Annotated in this window: 12 protein-coding genes; 3 read left to right on the top strand and 9 right to left on the bottom strand. The window is 72.0% G+C overall.

Annotation, left to right across the window (positions count from 1 at the left end):
* The first annotated feature begins 312 nt into the window (after nt 1-312).
* Nucleotides 313-1,338, top strand: a complete 1,026-nt coding sequence (locus ACIBK9_RS33485; protein WP_364324250.1) for an AI-2E family transporter — start codon at nt 313-315, stop codon at nt 1,336-1,338.
* Here the strand turns inward: ACIBK9_RS33485 and ACIBK9_RS33480 are convergent.
* The 4 genes from ACIBK9_RS33480 to ACIBK9_RS33465 all read right to left on the bottom strand — a co-directional run bounded on the left by ACIBK9_RS33480 (nt 1,315) and on the right by ACIBK9_RS33465 (nt 5,860).
* Entirely contained in the window at nt 1,315-2,037 is a 723-nt protein-coding gene (locus tag ACIBK9_RS33480) for a DUF6597 domain-containing transcriptional factor (protein WP_397162592.1), read from the bottom strand. The genes ACIBK9_RS33485 and ACIBK9_RS33480 overlap by 24 nt on opposite strands.
* Before the next feature lie 36 nt (nt 2,038-2,073).
* Nucleotides 2,074-2,928 carry a hypothetical protein gene (locus tag ACIBK9_RS33475; RefSeq protein ID WP_397162591.1) on the bottom strand — a complete coding sequence of 285 codons (855 nt, stop codon included), beginning with the start codon at nt 2,926-2,928 and terminating at the stop codon, nt 2,074-2,076.
* Between the two features lie 98 nt (nt 2,929-3,026).
* Nucleotides 3,027-4,802, bottom strand: a complete 1,776-nt coding sequence (locus ACIBK9_RS33470) for a hypothetical protein (protein ID WP_397162590.1) — start codon at nt 4,800-4,802, stop codon at nt 3,027-3,029.
* Entirely contained in the window at nt 4,799-5,860 is a 1,062-nt protein-coding gene (locus ACIBK9_RS33465) for a MoxR family ATPase (RefSeq protein ID WP_358283877.1), read from the bottom strand. Before ACIBK9_RS33465 ends, ACIBK9_RS33470 begins: the two co-directional genes overlap by 4 nt.
* Before the next feature lie 232 nt (nt 5,861-6,092).
* Here ACIBK9_RS33465 and erm point away from each other — a divergent pair, with 232 nt between their 5' ends.
* Entirely contained in the window at nt 6,093-6,920 is an 828-nt protein-coding gene (gene erm, locus ACIBK9_RS33460) for an ErmE/ErmH/ErmO/ErmR family 23S rRNA (adenine(2058)-N(6))-methyltransferase (RefSeq protein WP_397162589.1), read from the top strand.
* Here the strand turns inward: erm and ACIBK9_RS33455 are convergent.
* Nucleotides 6,906-8,249, bottom strand: coding sequence for a hypothetical protein (locus ACIBK9_RS33455; RefSeq protein ID WP_397162588.1), 1,344 nt, complete (start codon nt 8,247-8,249; stop codon nt 6,906-6,908). The genes erm and ACIBK9_RS33455 overlap by 15 nt on opposite strands.
* Nucleotides 8,250-8,366: 117 nt before the next feature.
* Here ACIBK9_RS33455 and ACIBK9_RS33450 point away from each other — a divergent pair, with 117 nt between their 5' ends.
* Nucleotides 8,367-9,953, top strand: a complete 1,587-nt coding sequence (locus ACIBK9_RS33450) for a molybdopterin-dependent oxidoreductase (protein ID WP_357984351.1) — start codon at nt 8,367-8,369, stop codon at nt 9,951-9,953.
* On the opposite strand, the gene ACIBK9_RS33445 is transcribed toward ACIBK9_RS33450, so the two are convergent.
* From ACIBK9_RS33445 to ACIBK9_RS33430, 4 genes are all read right to left on the bottom strand, one after another.
* Entirely contained in the window at nt 9,940-11,766 is a 1,827-nt protein-coding gene (locus tag ACIBK9_RS33445; RefSeq protein ID WP_397162587.1) for a chitinase, read from the bottom strand. The genes ACIBK9_RS33450 and ACIBK9_RS33445 overlap by 14 nt on opposite strands.
* Nucleotides 11,763-13,421: a carbohydrate binding domain-containing protein gene (locus ACIBK9_RS33440; protein WP_397162586.1), complete on the bottom strand. Its 1,659-nt coding sequence runs from the start codon at nt 13,419-13,421 to the stop codon at nt 11,763-11,765. Before ACIBK9_RS33440 ends, ACIBK9_RS33445 begins: the two co-directional genes overlap by 4 nt.
* A 75-nt stretch (nt 13,422-13,496) precedes the next feature.
* Nucleotides 13,497-15,185, bottom strand: coding sequence for a fibronectin type III domain-containing protein (locus ACIBK9_RS33435; protein ID WP_397162585.1), 1,689 nt, complete (start codon nt 15,183-15,185; stop codon nt 13,497-13,499).
* Entirely contained in the window at nt 15,182-17,002 is a 1,821-nt protein-coding gene (locus tag ACIBK9_RS33430; protein WP_397162584.1) for a cellulose binding domain-containing protein, read from the bottom strand. The genes ACIBK9_RS33435 and ACIBK9_RS33430 overlap by 4 nt, the downstream gene beginning before the upstream one ends.
* Nucleotides 17,003-17,196: the final 194 nt, after the last annotated feature.

Raw genomic sequence — 17,196 nt, 5'->3', positions numbered from 1 at the left:
TTTCAGCCGTTCAAGTCTCTGTCAAATTGACCGGACTTGCTCGACCTGCTGGAATTAAGTCGCGCCCCGCTTCCGGGACAACCCCTCTAACTTACTCCCAAGCCCGACTCTTGTCGAATCGACCTTCCGTTGGACGCGAACGTCCGCCGGAGTGGCAGTGTCTGGAGGTGGCCCCCGAGTGAGGTCGGCGATCAACGCCTTCCTCGTGGGACTGGTGAACTCTATGTACGGTCCCCAGAACCGTCAAATCGGCGACCCGCCACGCGTCGGGAAGACATGGTGGGTAGGTATTCCGGCGTGCGAGATCAATCCGTGCCGAGAGCACTCATCCTCCTGGTGGGCATCGCCGGCGCGGTGATCGCTCTGTTCGGGCTGCGCGAGATCAATTCCATCGTCGGGCCCGTCGTGCTGGCGCTCGTGCTGGTCATCGCCGTGGCGCCGGTGCGCAGCTGGCTGACGGCGCGGCGGGCGCCCATATGGGTGCAGGTGGCGGTGCCGTTCCTGATCGTGGTGCTGGTGCTGCTCGGCATGGTGGGGATCCTGACGATCTCCGTCACCCAGCTCGCCTCGCTGCTGCCGACGTACGCCAAACAGTTCGAGGAGCTGCTGGCGGCGTCGCAACACTGGGCCGGCACCCACGGTCTGGGCAACGACGTGCTGGCCAAGGCGGTGCAGGCGTTCGATCCCGGCCGGATGCTGGGGCTGGCGCAGAGCCTGCTCGGGAGCCTGATCGGCGTGTTGTCGAGCCTGTTCCTGATCGTGGTGCTGTTGCTGGCGATGTGCCTCGACGCGCCGGTGACGGCGCGGATCCTCACCACCGGCGAGGGGAACCGGCCGCAGCTGGTGACGGCGCTGGCGACGTTCGCGCACAAGACGCGGCGGTATCTCATCGTCTCGACCGTCTTCGGGCTGATCGACGCGGTTCTCGACGTCATCGTGCTGTCGTTGCTGGACGTGCCGTTGCCGCTGTTGTGGGGGGTGCTGGCGTTGATCGCCAACTACATCCCGAACATCGGGTTCGTCATCGGGCTGCTGCCGCCCGCCCTGCTGGCGCTCCTGCACGGCGGCGTCAAGACGATGGTGCTGGTCGTCGTGGCCTACATCGTCATCAACGTGGTCACGCAGTCGTTCATCATGCCGAAGTTCCTGGGGGACGCGGTGGGGCTCTCGACCACGATGACGTTCCTGTCGCTGATCGTGTGGACGTTCATGCTGGGGCCGCTCGGCGCGATCCTGGCGATCCCGCTCAGCCTGCTGGCGCGGGCGGTGCTGATCGACAGCGACCCGAGCGCGAAGTGGGTGCAGGCGCTGGTGTCAGGGAAGATGCCGGACGGGTGAGAGCAGGCGGCCCAGCGGGACGCCGCTCAGCCGTTTCACGTCGTGGGACAGGTGGGCCTGGTCGGCGTAGCCGGCGCGGACCGCCGCCTCCGCCGCCGGCACGCCCGCGCGGGCCAGGGTGAGCGCGCGCTGGAAGCGGACGACGCGCTGGAGGGTCTTGGGCGAGTAGCCGAAGGAGGCGACGCTGCGGCGGTGGAGCTGGCGTTCGCTGAGGCCGATGGCCCAGGCGACGTCGCGCACGCTGCGGCCCATGCGCAGCGCCCCGGCGATGGCGGGCGCGGCCGGGTCGGGGGCGGGGGTCTCGCGCAGGCGGGTCAGGACGGCGGCGCGCATGGCCGCGAGCCGCGCCGCCGGGTCGGGCGCGAGGGCCGCGTCGGACAGCAGCGGGGACGCGACGGCGAGGGCGGGCAGGGCGGCGAGCGGGACGCGGCGGTCGCGCAGCTCGTGGACCGGGACGCCGAAGACGGCGCCCGCCGCGCCGGGCTTGAAGCGGATGCCGACGTAGGCGTCGCCCGCCGCCATCGGGGTGGGCACCGGGCCGGTGTCGGGGCCGGCCACGAAGAGGCCGCCGGGCCCCCAGACGAGGTCGAGGCAGGCGTCGGGCACCACGAGCTGCGTGGTGTCGCCCTCGCTGACCTGCTGCCACACGCAGGCGACACGGCCGGAGAGAGCGTCGCCCGGGTGCCGTTCCGCGTACATGCCTCCAACGTACGCGACCCCGCCGACAGAATCCGTTCAGGCGGGCAGGCGGCCGTACGCGCGCAGGGTCTGCAGGCGTGCCACGGTCAGGTAGCCCGCCCATTCGTGGGCGACCAGCGGGGTCCAGGTGTTCCAGTTCGGGTGCCAGCCGCCTTCCGGGGACTGGGCGGCGGCCATGGCGTCCAGGTGGGGGTCGAGGGTGGCGGCGTCGAAGAGGGGCAGGGCCGACGGCGCGGGCGCGAAGTCGAGGGGGTGGTGGACCGCGCCTTCGGCGTGCGGGTCGAAGGTGACCGTGGCCAGGACGGACTCGCGCAGCCGGTCGAACTCGGCGACCGCGCGCTCCCTGTCGGGGACGTGTTCGAGGAACACGAGCAGGGCGCGGGCCTCGTACGGAGTGGTCCGCGTGAGCTGGGCGACGCGCGACCAGCAGAAGTCGGTGGCGGGCCCGAGCCAGGGGTGGGTGACGCCGTGCTTGTGCAGCAGCCCGGCGAGCGCGGCGGTGGGGTTGAGGTCGCCGGGCGGGTCGTCGGGGGCCTGCCACCAGGGCGCGCGCGGCGTGTCGCGGACGGACGGCAGCACGAACGGCACCCCGCCCCCGGCGGCCGTGATGCCCGCCAGGTAGTCGCAGGCGGCGGCGACCATCGGCGAGTCGAAGGCGTCGAGCTCGTCGAGGATCCAGAAGGCGACCTCGACCGGCTGCGGCTGGCTGCCGGCGCCGCGCAGGTCGGGCTCCAGGGCGTTGCCGAAGCCGCCGTCGGCGTTCTGGTAGCAGCGCAGGGCGTCGAGGACGCGGGCGCGGGAGCCGCCCGCGAACAGGGCCTCGAATCTCAGTCTGTCGATGAGCCTGCCGTGGAGTCGCAGGAACTGTGCCGCTCGGTCGAGTGTGTCCATGTCCGCTTCCGTGTCCGCTTCCGTGGAGAGAGCCGTGTCCTGCGACGCTACCGCCGGGGGCGCGGGCGGCTCTTGTCGGAATCGGACGCGTCGGCGGGTCACTTCATGAAGAAGACCGGGCCGCGCGGCCGGAAGGGCAGCGGCGCGCCCTGGGGCACCAGGAAGGCGTGCTCGCGGCGGATGCGCAGCACGTCGCACTGCCCGTCGGTGATCAGCAGGATGGGGCCGTCGGGCGGGAAGTCGTCGGCGCGTTCGAGCAGCTTGACGCCGGGCTGGAGGATCGTGCCGCCGCGGCCGCGCACCCTGACCCGGCCGGCGATCTCCTCGACCGGCAGGTAGCCGGCGTCGTAGGCGGTGGCGTCGCAGAAGACGACCCTGGCCCGGGGCACGTCGCGGGCGGCGGCGTAGGAGGCGATGGCGCCGAGTGCCTTGCCGAGCAGCTTGACGTCCATGGAACCGGAGGTGTCGAGGACGACGCCGAACGTCTTCCTGCGGACGACCTCCTCGGGCCGTACCCGGCCGGGGCGCGGGATGCCGGGGCTGGCGGCCTGGCGGCGGGAGGCGCGGGCGTACGAGCGACGCGACTCCTCGGGCCGGAAGTGCTCGTCGAACCAGCGGGCGAGCTGGGCGTCCCAGGGCAGGGGCGGCTGTTCGAGCGCGCGGATCTCCTGTTCGAGCCCGGCGGGCAGCAGGCCGCGTCCGCTGGAGTGGTGGTAGGCCAGGCCGGTGCACAGGGCGTTGCGGTAGTAGTCGTCGAGGTCGACGTAGCCGCGTGCCTGGCGTGCCGGGCGGTCGAGCACGTCGCCCATGCCGCGGCCGCGCAGGGTGGCCAGCTTGCGCATGCGCCGCAGGTCGCCGGCGATCTGGTCGTAGACGGCCTCGGCGGACAGCGTGCCGAGCGACTGGTCGAACAGCAGCCCTTCGGGCATCTCGCCGACGCCCATCTCGACCAGCCAGCCGTTGATCACGTAGTCGCAGGCGACGTTCCACAGGTACGGGTCGCGCATGCCGGCTCGTTCGCCGTGCCGCAGGGCGGCGTGCAGCATCTCGTGGGCGAGCACGAAACGCCATTCGTGCTCGGTGTGCGTGGCCAGCGGGTTGACGTAGATCTCGGCCGCCTCGGCGCTGACGGCGGCGATCGAGATGTCCCAGGCCCTGGCCAGCTCGGCGTCCGCGACGATCTTCATGCCCGCGGCCAGCGCGCCGAGCAGCGGGTACGACGACATGAACCAGCGCAGGGCGCCGTCCCAGGGGCCCTTGACGTGGCCTTCGGCGGGGGTGCGCGGCGCGCCGGCCCGGTCGAGCGCGGACGTGGCGGACCAGGCGACGCCGATCGCGAAGCCGCGCTGGAAGTCGAAGTGCTCGGCGTCCTGCTCGGTGCCGATGTGGAAGTCGGCCGGGCCGAGCGGCTGGAACGGGGGCGGGACGCCGGTCCTGCGCCACCGTTCGGAGAGCGTCACCTCGTCCTCCTCGGGCAGCTCGGCGGGCAGCGGCGCGGGGCAGCGTCCGATCTTGACGGTGCGCAGGAAACGGTCGACCGCCAGGCAGCAGGCCGCGTGGTAGGCCGGGTCGGGCAGGTCGCCGTCGACGTCCTTGGGGGCGCAGGCGCGCGGGTCGGCGTGGCCGAAGCCCAGGTGGAGCAGCAGGTGGGCGAAGACCCATGCCCACTCCTCGGCGGGGGCGCGGCGCTTGGGGTGGAAGGTGACGTCGCCGTCCTCGCTGACGACGGCCCACGTCTCGGGCGGCAGCCGGCCGTCGGCCGCCTCCAGCAGGGTGCCGTGCAGGCCGGCGAACAGCGGGTGGCGGTTGACGGCGGCCCAGCCGTTCATGACCTCGGCCCGCCAGGGGTCGGCCTTGGGCTTGCGGCGGCTCACGAGCGGGCCGCCATGAGCCGGGGCACGTCCCTGCCGATCTCGACGAGGAACCAGGTGGGCAGCGCGGGCGCGCCGTCGGCGTCGTTGGCGATGACGAGCTGGGCGCATTCGAGGGAGATCTCGGCCAGCTCGACGAGCAGTGTCTTGGCGCGGAAGCCGAGGTCGCGGCCGCGGGCCGAGGCGCCGCGCTTGTCGGCGGGCAGCTCCTTGATCAGGCGGGCGCGGAAGGTCTCGGCCAGGAAGTAGAGCAGGTCGCGCTCCTCGGGACGGCGCGGCCAGGGCGCCTCGCCCTTGAGCACGGCGTCGAGGTCGTAGGCGTGCCGGACGGTCCTGACGTAGGCGCGGAAGGCGGAGGCGTGGGCGGTGGTGAGGGTGCCGAAGGCGAGCATCGCGAGGGTCTCGTCGCCGACGTCGTCGCCGTAGGAGGTGAGCACGTCGGAGAGCATGTGCCAGGCGCGCGGCGAGGAGAACGGCTCCTCGGTCTTGGGCGGCGGGCTCCACAGGTGGTCGGGGCGCTGGACGAGGTAGTCGACGATCCAGGGGTGGATCCCGCTGGACGCCGCCCACTTCAGCCAGTCGTCGGCCGAGGCGCGCAGGTGCACGTGGACCAGGCGGTTGATCAGGGCCGAGGCCATCGGGCGGGCCAGCGCGTTGTCGGTGGCCCGGTTGCCGGCGCCGATCACGACCGAGCCGGCGGGCAGCTCGTACGTGCCGATGCGGCGGTCGAGGATCAGCGAGTAGAACGCCTTCTGCACCTCGGGCGCGGAGGCGTTGAGCTCGTCGAGGAACAGGCAGTAGGGCTCGTCGCGGGCGATGGACTCCGGCGGCGCGAACCGGCTGCGCCCGCCGACCAGCTCGGGCACGCCGATCAGGTCTTCGGGGGCGAGCTGGGTGCCGAGCAGGGTCACGCAGTCGAGGCCGAGGGAGCCGGCGAACTCGCGTACCAGCGAGCTCTTGCCGATGCCGGGCGCGCCCCACAGGAAGACCGGGCGGACCACGGCGACGTGCAGCAGCACCTCCGGAAGCTGCGCCGGGGTGACGGTGACCGTTGCCTGCATGCGTCCAAGGGTGACGAACCGGGCGTGCCCGCGCATCACATTTAATCGTTTGCCCTGGTGGCGCCGCCCGGCCTACTGTCGGCGCCATGTGTTCCATGTTCTGCACCGTGTTCATCCGCATCCGCCACGGCCGGGCTCTGGCCCGCTAGCGGACGGCTGACACCGCGCGTCCGCCGGCGCGCCCAGGGCCCTTCGAGACCTGTTCATCTCGAGGACCCGAAAGGGCAGTGCTGTGGCGCAGAACTTCGCGCACGGAAACTATTCACACACCCAGAAGAACGTCAGGAACGGCGGCGGCGGTCGCACGCCCGCCGACCGGCTCAGGCGTGAGCTCTCGCAGAACTTCCTGGCCGACCGGCATGCCGTGGAGCTGATGATCAAGGCGGCGGCGCCGGAGGGGCTGGTGCTCGAACCCGGCTCCGGGCCGGGGGCGCTCACGCTGGCGCTGGCCGAGGCCGGTGCGCGGGTGATCGGCTACGAGCTCGATCCCCGGCTCGCCGGGCGGCTGGCCTCGCGTACGCGCGACGACCCGCGGATCGAGGTGGTCAGGGGTGACTTCACGGCCGCGCGGGCGCCGCGTGAGCCGTTCGCGGTCGTGGGCAACATCCCGTACTCGATCACGTCGAGGATCGTCGACTGGTGCCTGCGGGCGCGCGAGCTGACCTCGGCGACGCTGCTCACCCAGCGGGAGTACGCGCGCAAGCGCACCGGCGACTACGGCCGGTGGAGCCTGGTCACGGTGTCGTCGTGGCCGTGGTTCGACTGGCGGCTCGGCGACACGATCGGCAGGGAGAGCTTCCGTCCCGTGCCGTCGGTGGACTCGGCGATCCTGCGCGTGCGACGGCGGCCCGAACCGCTGGTGAGCGACCGCGGGAGCTACCTGGAGCTGGTCGAGCTGGGCTTCGGCGGGGTCGGCGGCTCGGTGCGCGCGTCCCTGCGCACGCGCTACCAGGGGGTGGACGCGGCGCTCGGCGAGGCGGGCGTGCCCCGCGACGCCGTCGTGGGGCACGTGCACCCGGACCAGTGGGTGAGCCTGTGGCGACGGCTAGAGCGCCGTTGAGGCGACCTTCGGCGGGACGGCGGCGACTCTGTCCTGGGCCGTCGACACGCGACGGGCCCAGGGCATCGCCAGCAGCAGCACCGGCAGCAGCACGATGGAGGCCCGTGACCAGTCGCGGTGGAGGTACCACCAGTCGTTGACGCTGAACTGCGTCATGTACAGGTAGCCGAAGGCGGCCCAGAAGGAGGTGCCGATGATGGCCGGCCAGGCCCACCTGGTCGGCCTGGCCACCAGGAACGGCATGAACCACAGCAGGTACTGGGCGCCGAGGCGGGGCGTCATGACCATGAAGATCAGCAGGATGGCCGTGGTCAGGTCGATCGGGTCGGCCCGCCGCCACAGCAGCAGGACGCCGACGACGCTGATGTAGATGAGCTTCGTGCCGAACGAGGCCAGCCCCGGCATCAGGGCCCAGTCGCCGCCGGTGAACCACGGGGTGTAGCCCCATTCGCCGACGATCGGGCGGATGTCCTGGATGGTACGGATGACGGCCGGGATCTCGTCGAGCGTGGTGCCCGCGAAGATCGGCGAGGTGACCAGGAAGAACACCGGGACGATGCCGGTCATGACGAGCGCGGCGATCCTGGCCCGCAGGTGGGGCAGGAGCAGCAGCATGCCGGGGATCAGCCAGATCGGCCAGCTCTTGGCGCACAGCGCGAGGCCCATGAGCAGCCCGGCCAGCATGGCGCGCCGCAGGTCGGCGCGGTCGTCGGAGCCGGGCATGAGGGCGCGGCGCAGCATGGCGACGGGGCGGCGCGCCACGGCGCCGAGGACGGCGGCGTCGATGGCCACGCCGGGACGGTCGGGTGCGCCGGGCCCGCGGGCCACCACGAACGCGGCCACGCCGAACACGAGCGCGACCGGCTCGACCTGGCCGTGGACGCTGGCGATGAGCACGGCCAGCGGGTTGAACGCGTACTGGAGGGCGCGCAGGGACGCCTTGGGGCCGCCGGCCAGCTTGCCGACCAGCGGGATCAGCACGATGTCGGCGACGACGGTGACCAGGCGGCCGGCGTACTCCCACGGGATGCCGAGCCACAGCAGGATGCCGTAGACGTAGGGGATGGTCGGCAGGAAGTGCCAGCCGCCCTCGCTGGCCAGCACCGGGTCCTTGCCCTGCAGCACCGCCTCGCCGGCGGGCTTGAAGCTCTCCATGAAGTCGACGGGTTGCCATGAGTCGATCGCGGAGGTGTACATGATCAGCACGCGGACGGCGATGCCGACGAGCACGGCGACGTAGAGGGGCGGACGCCAGTCGCGCCACTGCGCGACGAGGGCGAGGACGACACCGGTGACGAGGACGACCCCCGTGAGAACTGCGTAATCCATGGCGGCCCCTAGCCTGCCGTAACAAACTGAGTGCCGCCACCTGGGCTTCCAATTCTTATCCCCGACATGCGGACACGTAACGCGATAGAACATGACTGTCTGTGTTGAACTTTTTCCATGGGGGGATCGCAGGTCAACCAGGCACTGGTCAGGCTCTATTTCGAGGTGAGGGACGGGGTCCGTGACCCGGTCGCGGCCTGGGCGAAACTCACAGGCAACTCTCAGGTCTACCAGGCGCGGCGCGGGGAGCGGCGGGTCCCGCTGGACGACGCCACGGCGGCCGAGCTGGCGGCGGCGGCGATCGTGCACACGGCGTCGGAGCACGGCGCGGACCGGGTGGCGGCGCTGGCGACGTCGCCGCTGGCGGGCGTGGTGGACGGGCTGGGCGGCGCGCTGCTGACCGAGCATCCGTGCGCGTCGGAGCAGGTGCTCGGGCCGCGGTTCACGGGGCCGGGGGCCGAGGACTGGGCGCGGGCGGCGTACGTGCTGCTGTGGGGGGAGAACAACCGGCTGGCCCGGACGGCGGACACGCCCTGGGTGATCGCCGGGCGGTACAAGGGCCAGAAGGTGGTGGCGATCGGCACCCATCCGACCCGGTTGTCGGACGAGACGCTGGTCGTGCGGCCGGGCACGGACGGCGCGCTGGCGATGGCGATGGGGCACGTGCTGCTGAAGGAGTTCTTCCTGGACCGGCCGCCGTTCGCCGCGCACGCGATGGAGCGGACGGACCTGCCGTTCCTGGTGCGGCTGCGCGAGCGCGAGGACGCGTACGTGCCGGGCGGGCTGCTCGGCCGGGCCTGCGACCGGCTCAGCGTGTACGGCGGCGAGGCGGTGCAGGTGCTGCTGCCGCGCTTCGACTTCGGGCCGGGCGTGCTGCGGCGCGGCGTGCCGGTCGTCAGGGACGGCGGCGAGCTGGTGACCACGGTGTTCGACCTGCTGCTGGCCGCCTACGGCGTGGCCCGGGACGGGCTGCCGGGGGTGTGGCCGCAGGGGTACGGGGACCGGGAGCCGTACACGCCGGGCTGGCAGGAGATCTACACCGGGGTGGCCGCCTCGCGGACCGTGAAGACGGCGCGGGAGCTGGGCGTGACGGCGGAGAAGACCGGCGGGCGGTGCATGATCGTGCCGGGCCGGCTGGAGACGCCGCACGCCGACACCGCCTACCGGGCGATGCTGGCGCTGCTGGTGCTGACCGGGTGCGGCAGCGGGTGGGCGCAGCCGGCGGGCGGCGCGGGGATCCCGCTGGTGCCGTACCTGTGCCTGCACGCCTGCGGCGAGGACCGCGCCGACGTGGGCGCGCTGAGCTGGGCCCTGTGCGAGGGCCTGTTCGCGCGCCGCACGTCGCGGTCGGTGCTGCTGGAGGCGGTGCGCGACGGGTGGCCGATGGCTCCCTCGCCGCGCGTGCTGGCCATCCCCCGGCCGATCTACCCGCTGCCGCCGGAGGTCGACCTGCTCATCGGCCCCGACGAGCAGTGCGACCTCGCGCCGCCGGACGCGGGCCTGGTGGCCGAGGCGGTGGCCCGGCTGGCCGGGCGGACGTCCCGGGCGGACCCGGACGGCACGCCGGCGGACGGGCGCATGCGCCTGATGGTCGACCACGCCTGGATGCACGAGTACGGCGAGGCGCTGCCGACCTACCGTCCGCCGGGGTTGGGGGTGCCGCTCAAGCCCACCCAGCTCGTCCGGCCGTTCACAGGCCGTTGAGGTAGGCCCGGTGGCTCCTTGAGAACTCGAAGGCGTTGTACCTGTCCCAGTTGATCGACCAGGTCATCAGGCCGCGCAGGTTCGGGTAGACGCCGCGGGGCCGGTAGCTGCCGCAGTTGCTGCCCTTGGCCAGGCAGTCGAACGCCTTCTGGACCTCGGCGACGGTGGTGAACCCGTTGCCCGCGTTGGGCGAGGCGGGCAGGCCGATGGCCACCTGGTCCTGGCGCAGCGGCGGGAACACGTTGTTCGGGTTGCCCATGATCGGGAAGCCGGCCAGCAGCATGTCCGTCATGGCGACGTGGAAGTCGTGGCCGCCCATCGTGTGGTACTGGTTGTCCAGGCCGGTGATCGGGCCGGAGTTGTAGTCCTGCACGTGCAGCAGGGTCAGGTCGTCGCGCAGGGCGTGGATGACGGGCAGGTAGGAGGCGGCCCTGCTGTCGGCCGAGCCGTTCGGGCCGGGGCCGTAGAACTGGTAGCCGAGCTGCACGAAGAACGTCTCGGGCGCCATGGTGAGCACGAACTTGGCGCCGTAGCGGCTCTTGAGGGCGCGCAGCGCGGAGATCAGGTTGACGACGACGGGCGTGGTGGGGTTGGCCAGGTTCGTGTCGCCCTGGTTGAGGTAGAGGGAATGGCCCTCGAAGTCCACGTCGAGGCCGTCCAGGCCGTACCTGTCGATGATGGCCGCGACCGACTCGACGAACTTGTCCCTGGCGGCCGTGGTGGTGAGCTGCACCTGGCCGTTCTGGCCGCCGATGGAGATGAGCACCTTCTTGCCCTGGGCCTGCTTGGCCTTGATGGCGGCGACGAAGTCCGCCTCGGGTTCGACGTTCGGGCACTCGGCGGCCGGGCACTGGCGGAAGCGGATGTCGCCGGAGGTGACCGAGGTGGGCTCGCCGAAGGCGAGGTTGATGACGTCCCATTCGGCGGGCACGTCGGCCATGCGGATGTAGCCGGAGCCGTTGGCGAAGGAGGCGTGCAGGTAGCCGACCAGGACGCGTTTGGGCAGTCCGCCTCCCCCGCCGCCGCCCGCGGTCGTGGTGCCGGTGGCCTCGGCGGTGTAGGGCGAGCAGTTGCCTGCGGCGTCGCAGGCGCGGACCTTGAAGCGGTAGGAGGTGGAGGCGGCCAGGCCGGTGGCGGTGTGGCTGGTGGCGGTCACGGCGACCGGGGTGCCGCCGTCGCGGGAGACCTCGTACCGGTCCACGCCGACGTTGTCGGTGGCGGCCGACCAGGTGGCGGTGAGCGAGCTGCTCGTCGCGCCGCCCACGGTCAGGTTGCCCGGGACGGTGGGAGCCTGGGTGTCGCCGCCGCCTCCGCCGCCGGGCGCGCCGTCCAGGACGACGTCGTCGGCGAGGTAGGCGCTCTGGCCGTACCAGGAGTTGAGGTAGACGGTCACGGACGTGGTGGCGGCGCCGGTGGTGAACGTGGTGCGCAGCTGCGTCCAGGCCGAGCCGGGCGAGCCCCACGTCTGGGGGTCGGTGCCGCCGGTGCCGGTCGCGCCGAGGAAGACGTAGCCGCCCTGCACCCAGGCCGACAGCGTGTACGACGACGACGGCTGCACCTTGATCTGCTGCTGGCAGCGGGCGAGGTCGGTCCCCGCCGGGGTGGCCTTGAGCGCCTTCGTCCCGCCGTGGACGGGCGAGGTGACGGCCGCGGCCCCGGCGGAGGAGCTGCAGGTCCAGCCGGTCAGCCCGTCCTCGAAGCCGGGGTTGACGGCGATGTTGGCCGCCAGGGCGGGGGTGGCGGTCAGGCCCGCCGTGCCGAGGGCGAGCACGACCGCCGCGACGGCGGTGCGCCACCTGAAGATGCCGCTCATCCGGTGAACCCCTTGAAGATGTTCGTGAACTCGTAGCTGGACTGGGAGATCCCGCTGCAGGTCGGGGAGACCTGGCCGTTGGGGCAGCCGCCGTTGTCGCGGGCGGCCGACCAGAAGCCGACGAATCCGATGTGGTTGCTGTTGGCCCAGGTCAGGAGCTTGCGGGCGTCGGCCTGGGTGGTGGTCATGCCGGTGTCGTTCTTGCCGATCATGGGGGTGACGCCGAGCGCGCGCCTGAGCTGGGCGTCGCTCCTGGCCGGCCAGACGCCCTTCATCTGGCCGAGCGTGGCCTGGGCGGCGGCGGTCATCGCGTCGCCCCAGTTGCCGGTGTAGCCGAAGTTCATCAGCATGGGGTTGACGATCACGTCGAGGCCCTTGGCGGCGGCGTCCTGGAGGATCTGCAACGAGAACGGGTCCACGCCGTAGTCCTGGCCCTGCACGCGCAGCGTGTAGCTGATCACCGTGCCGCGCTCGGTCTGGAGCTGCTTGAGCGCGGTGTTGACCTTGTTCGCGTCGATGCTCGCCTCGACGTCGACGTCCAGGTGGTTGGTGCCGACGGTGTCGAGCACCTTCTTGTAGGCGGCCAGCAGCGCCGCCGAGGTGCCGCAGGCGTGCTCCAGGTACGGTCCGACCGCGCCGCCGCTGGCCACGACCACCTGGCCGCCCTGGGCCTGGAGGGCCTTGACGTCGTTGACGATGCGGGTGTCGGCGAGCGGGATCGTGCCGCCCCAGGCCGGGTTGCAGCCGCTGCTGTCGCCGAGGACGAACGCCAGCGTGTAGTTCTTCACGCCGGTCGCGTTGGCCGCGCCCACCAGGGACGGGCTGGTCATCGTGATGTCGATGTAGGGGGCGTACCGGATGTCGCCGGCGGGCGGGACGGTGTCCTTGGTGGTGCGGCCGCTGACCGGGGGCGAGTAGGCCGAGCAGTTGCCGGCGGCGTCGCAGGCCCGCACGCGGAAGGCGTAGGAGGTGTCGGGGGTGAGGCCGGTCGCGGTGTGGCTGGTCGTGGGAACGGCGACGGGGGCGGCGTCGTCCCTGGAGACTTCGTAGCGGGCCACCGAGCCGGAGTCGTCGGTGGAGGGCGACCAGGTCACCGTCAGGGAGGTGCCGGTGGGGCCGCCGACGGCCACGCTGCCGGGGACGGTCGGCGCCTGCGTGTCGGGCGGGCCGCCGGGGCCGTCGAGGACGACGTCGTCGGCGGTGTAGGCGCTCTGGCCGTACCAGCCGCTGACGTACACGGTCACGGAGGTGGTGCCGGCGCCGGTGGTGAAGGAGGTCCTGAGCTGGCCCCACTGGTTGCCGGGGGCGCCCCACGTGCTGGCGTTGACGCCGGCGCCGGTCGCGCCGAGGAAGACGTAGGAGCCCTGGGCCCAGGCCGAGAGCTGGTAGGCGGTGCCGGGCTTGACGGTGACGGTCTGCTGGCAGCGGGCGAGGTCGGAGCCCTGCGGGGTGGCCTGGAGCGCCTGCGTGCCGCCGTGCGCGGGGGTGGTGACGGCCTGCGCGCCGGCCGGGCAGGTCCAGCCGCTCAGGCCGGACTCGAAGCCGGGGTTGGACAGGATGTTCGCGGCGGCGGCCGGGGTGGCGTGCAGGACGGTGAGTCCCAGTGCGGCCAGGGCCGTGGCCGCCAGTCCGCGCAGTCTCGTGCGGGGTCTCATGCGGGTCCTTTCGGGGGGTGCGGACCGCGCGCCGGTGCGGCCCGCCACCGGAGGGTGGCGGGCCGCCTCAGCGGGTCAGAAGCCAGCGGTGATCTTGGTGAACTCCCAGTTGTCCTGGGCGATGCCGCTGCAGTTCTCCGCGACACCGCCGCCGGGGCAGGGGCGGTCGCGGTTGACCGACCAGAACGCGAGCCTGGTCAGGCCGTGGGAGTTGGCGTAGTCGCGGATCTGGGTCCAGGTGCTCTGGTTGGTGAGCTCCTGCTGGTCGGACAGGCCGTTCATGCCGGAGATGCCCATGTGGGCGTACGCCTGGGCGTCGGTCCAGCTCTGGGCGGTCTTCAGGGCGTTCTTGAGCCCTTCGGCCGCGTTGACGGTGTTCTGGTACATGTTGGCGCCGCCGCCGAAGTCGAACGGCATGATCGTGTAGTTGTCGATCGGCACCGCCAGTTCCTTGGCGCGGTTGATCAGGCGGGTGCCGTAGTAGGTCGGGCCGGTGGTCGCGGTGCCGAAGGTGACGGCGATCTTGACGTTCGGGTTGGCCGCCTTGACGATCTTGAGGGCGTTCAGGATGCGGTCCTGGACGGTCAGGTTCTCGAACTCGTCGGTGTTCTCGATGTCGAAGTCCACCACGGCCGGGCCGACGGCGTTGATGACCTTCTGCACCGCGCCGGCGAACAGTTCGGGCGTGGAGCAGTTCGGGCCGAGCTTGTTGCCCTGCCAGCCGCCGAAGGACACCTGCACGCTGCCGCCGGCCGCCTTGATGGCCGAGATGGCCTGCGCGTCCTGGCCGCCGGTCAGCGGGCGCTGCCCGTCCCAGGCCGGGTTGCAGCCGTTGCTGGCCAGGATGAAGGCCATCGTGAACGACTTGATGCCGGTCGCGCTCATCACCGTGGTGGGAGAGGGCGGGTCGCCCCAGCCGGTGTAGAGGTAGGGCGCGCCGGGCATCTTGCCGCCGGTCGGACAGCCGGTCGTGGTCGCCGAGACGTCACGCCCGGCCGACTCGCCCACCGAGTTGTACGCCTTGACGGTGTAGGTGTGGCTCTGGCAGGCGCTCAGCCCGGAGATCGTCGTGCTGGTCCCGGTGACCTCGGCCTTCTGGGTCGCGCCCTCGTAGACGCGGTACCCGGTCACCGTGCCGGAGGAGGCTCCCCACGACAGCGCGATGCTGGTGTCGGTCACGGTCGTGGTGACCGTGCCGGGCTGGCCGGGCGCGCCGGTGCCGCCGGGGGTGGTGACGCTGAGCGCGTTGCTGACGCCGGACAGGTTCCCCGCGGCGTCGCGGGCCCGGACGGTGTAGCTGTAGGTGGTCGACGCCGTCAGCCCGTTGTCGGTGTACGTCGTGCCGGTCGCGGTGCCGACCTGGGTGCCGCCGCGGTAGACGTTGTAGCCGGTCACGCCGACGTTGTCGGTGGAGGCGTCCCAGGCCAGGCCGGCGCTGGTGGCGGTGACGGTGGTCGAGCGCAGGTTGCCGGGCACCGACGGCGGGGTGGGGTCGCCTCCGCCGCTGCCCTGCTTCCACAGCGCGGGCACGTTCGGCGGCTCCCAGCCGGGCTGGGAGGTGTGACCCTGGAGGGCCACGTAGTCCACGCCGTTGTAGGTGACGGCGGCGCCGGTGGCGTAGGCGGTCCACGGCGCCCAGGCGGCGGCCAGCTGCTGCTGGGCGGCGGCGCCGTAGGCGGTGGGTACGCCCGTGGCCAGGCCGGCCCCGGTGAGGGCGATGGCCAGGCCGGCCACCGAGCTGATCAGTCTGCTACGTAATCTCATGGCATTCCCTGAAGGTGCGGCTTGACGGTCTTGGAGAAGGACCAGTTGTTGCTGGCGTCCCAGTTGATGGACCAGGTCATCGCGCCCCGGATGTCCGGGTAGGCGCGCGGCGGTACGAAGGATCCGCAACTGGTGCGCTTGGCCAGGCAGTCGAGCGCCTGGTTGACGAGGGAGGGCGAGACGACGCCGCCGCCCGCGGCCCCGGGCCCGGCCGGCAGGCCCAGTGCCACCTGGTCGGGGCGCAGGCCGTTCTCCAGCTGGATGCAGGCCAGGGCGGTCATGAAGTTGACCGTCCCCTGCGAGTACGCCGCGGACTGGTCGCAGCCGAGCATGGATCCCGAGTTGTAGTACTGCATGTTGACGACCGTGAGGATGTCCTTGATGTTCAGGGCGAGCTTGAAGTACTCCATCCCGGTCGACTGCATGTCGATGGTCTGCGGGGCCATCATGATGATCAGTCCGCTGCCGGCCTTCGCGCGCAGCGACCGCAGGGCCTGGCCCATGTAGGTGGCGTTGAGGCCGTTCTCCAGGTCGATGTCCACGCCGTCGAAGCCGTAGCTCTGCATCAGCGCGTACACCGTGTCGGCGAACTTCGTGGCGGCCGCGCCGCTGGAGACCTGCACGCGACCGGCCTCGCCGCCGACCGACAGGATGACCTTCTTGCCGCGCTGGTGCAGGGCCTGCACGTCGGCCTTGAACTGGGCGTCGGTGTAGCCGCCGAGCGCGGTGGAAAGGCCCGGGTCGACCGAGAAGACGACCTCGCCGGCGGTGGAGGTGGCCTCGCCGAAGGCGACGGCGACGACGTCGTACTCGTTGGGCACGGCCGACAGCTTGAGCTCGGTCGCGGCGTTGACGAAGTTGTGCCAGTAGCCGGTCAGGAAGTGCTTGGGCAGCGGGTCGGTGGTGCAGCCCGGGGTGGTGAAGGTCGCGGCGTCGCTGGGCGGGCCGTCGCCGGTGGCGTTCGACGCGGTGACCGTCAGCGAGTACGAGGTGCAGGCGGTCAGGCCGGTGAGGGTGTAGGAGGTGCCGGTGACGGTGGCCACCTGGGAGCCGTTGAGCCGGACCTGGTAGCCGGTGGCTCCGGCGACCGCCGGCCAGGTGGCCGTGGCGCCGGTCTGGGAGGTGCCGGTCACGGTGATCGGGCCGGCCTTGCCGGGCACGCCGGTGCCGCAGCCCGTGGTGGTCGCGGTCACGGCGTCGCCGGCGGCCGACTCGCCCGCCGAGTTGTACGCCTTGACGGTGTAGGTGTGGCTCTGACACGTCCCGAGGCCGGAGATCGTCGCCGTGGTGCCGGTGACGGTGGCCTTGACGGCGCTGCCTTCGTAGACGCGGTAGCCGGTCACCGTGCCCGTGGAGGCGCCCCAGGACAGGGCGATGCTGGTGTCGGTGCTGGTCGCGGTGGCCGTGCCGGGCTTGCCGGGGACCTCGACGGTCGTGCCGCCGCAGGAGGAGCCGTTCAGCGTGCAGCCGGTGATGCCGGGGAAGTTGCCGGGGGCGCCGTTGAAGCCGAAGCTCGTGCTCGCCCCGGCCGCCAGCGGTCCCGCCCAGCTCGGCGCGGTGAACGTGTAGTGCTGGCCGCTCCTGGTCAGGACCGCGTCCCAGGCGGACGGGATGGAGAACCCGGCCGGCACGTCGAACTGCACGTTCCAGGCCAGGGGGGCGGTGGTGCCGTTGACGACGGTGACCTTGCCCTCGAAGCCGGACCCCCAGTCGGCGACCTTGACGAAGGTCGCGGTGGCGGCGGCGGCGTGGGCGGGCAGGGCCAGGAGACTCAGTGCGAGGGTCGCGAGCGCTAAGAAGATCGCGCGAAATCTCACTGTCGATTTCCGTTCTTCTGGCGTGCCGTACGGCTTGCACCGGGGGGTGAGAGCGCAAGCCGTACGGCACGGGCCCGTGGAGGTGAGACACGGGCCTTTTCGGGGGGTGTCGGCGCAGGCCGGTGGAAAAGCAGGCGCGCGCGGAGCTTGCAGCGGCAGTCAGGGCCGGTGCGTCCGGCCGGGCCGCGTGACCG

The organism is Nonomuraea sp. NPDC050227, from assembly GCF_044459705.1.
In the GTDB taxonomy this organism is placed as follows: Bacteria; Actinomycetota; Actinomycetes; order Streptosporangiales; family Streptosporangiaceae; genus Nonomuraea.
Note: the sequence above shows the minus strand (reverse complement) of the source record. Positions and strands in the feature narration are given on the sequence as shown.

Excerpts from the sequence above, each read along its gene's own strand:
- ACIBK9_RS33480 (WP_397162592.1), bottom strand. The coding sequence starts at position 2,037 with ATGTACGCGGAACGGCACCCGGGCGACGCTCTCTCCGGCCGTGTCGCC.
- ACIBK9_RS33475 (WP_397162591.1), bottom strand. The coding sequence starts at position 2,928 with ATGGACACACTCGACCGAGCGGCACAGTTCCTGCGACTCCACGGCAGG.
- ACIBK9_RS33465 (WP_358283877.1), bottom strand. The coding sequence starts at position 5,860 with ATGCAGGCAACGGTCACCGTCACCCCGGCGCAGCTTCCGGAGGTGCTG.
- ACIBK9_RS33455 (WP_397162588.1), bottom strand. The coding sequence starts at position 8,249 with ATGGATTACGCAGTTCTCACGGGGGTCGTCCTCGTCACCGGTGTCGTC.
- ACIBK9_RS33450 (WP_357984351.1), top strand. The coding sequence starts at position 8,367 with ATGGGGGGATCGCAGGTCAACCAGGCACTGGTCAGGCTCTATTTCGAG.
- ACIBK9_RS33445 (WP_397162587.1), bottom strand. The coding sequence starts at position 11,766 with ATGAGCGGCATCTTCAGGTGGCGCACCGCCGTCGCGGCGGTCGTGCTC.
- ACIBK9_RS33440 (WP_397162586.1), bottom strand. The coding sequence starts at position 13,421 with ATGAGACCCCGCACGAGACTGCGCGGACTGGCGGCCACGGCCCTGGCC.
- ACIBK9_RS33435 (WP_397162585.1), bottom strand. The coding sequence starts at position 15,185 with ATGAGATTACGTAGCAGACTGATCAGCTCGGTGGCCGGCCTGGCCATC.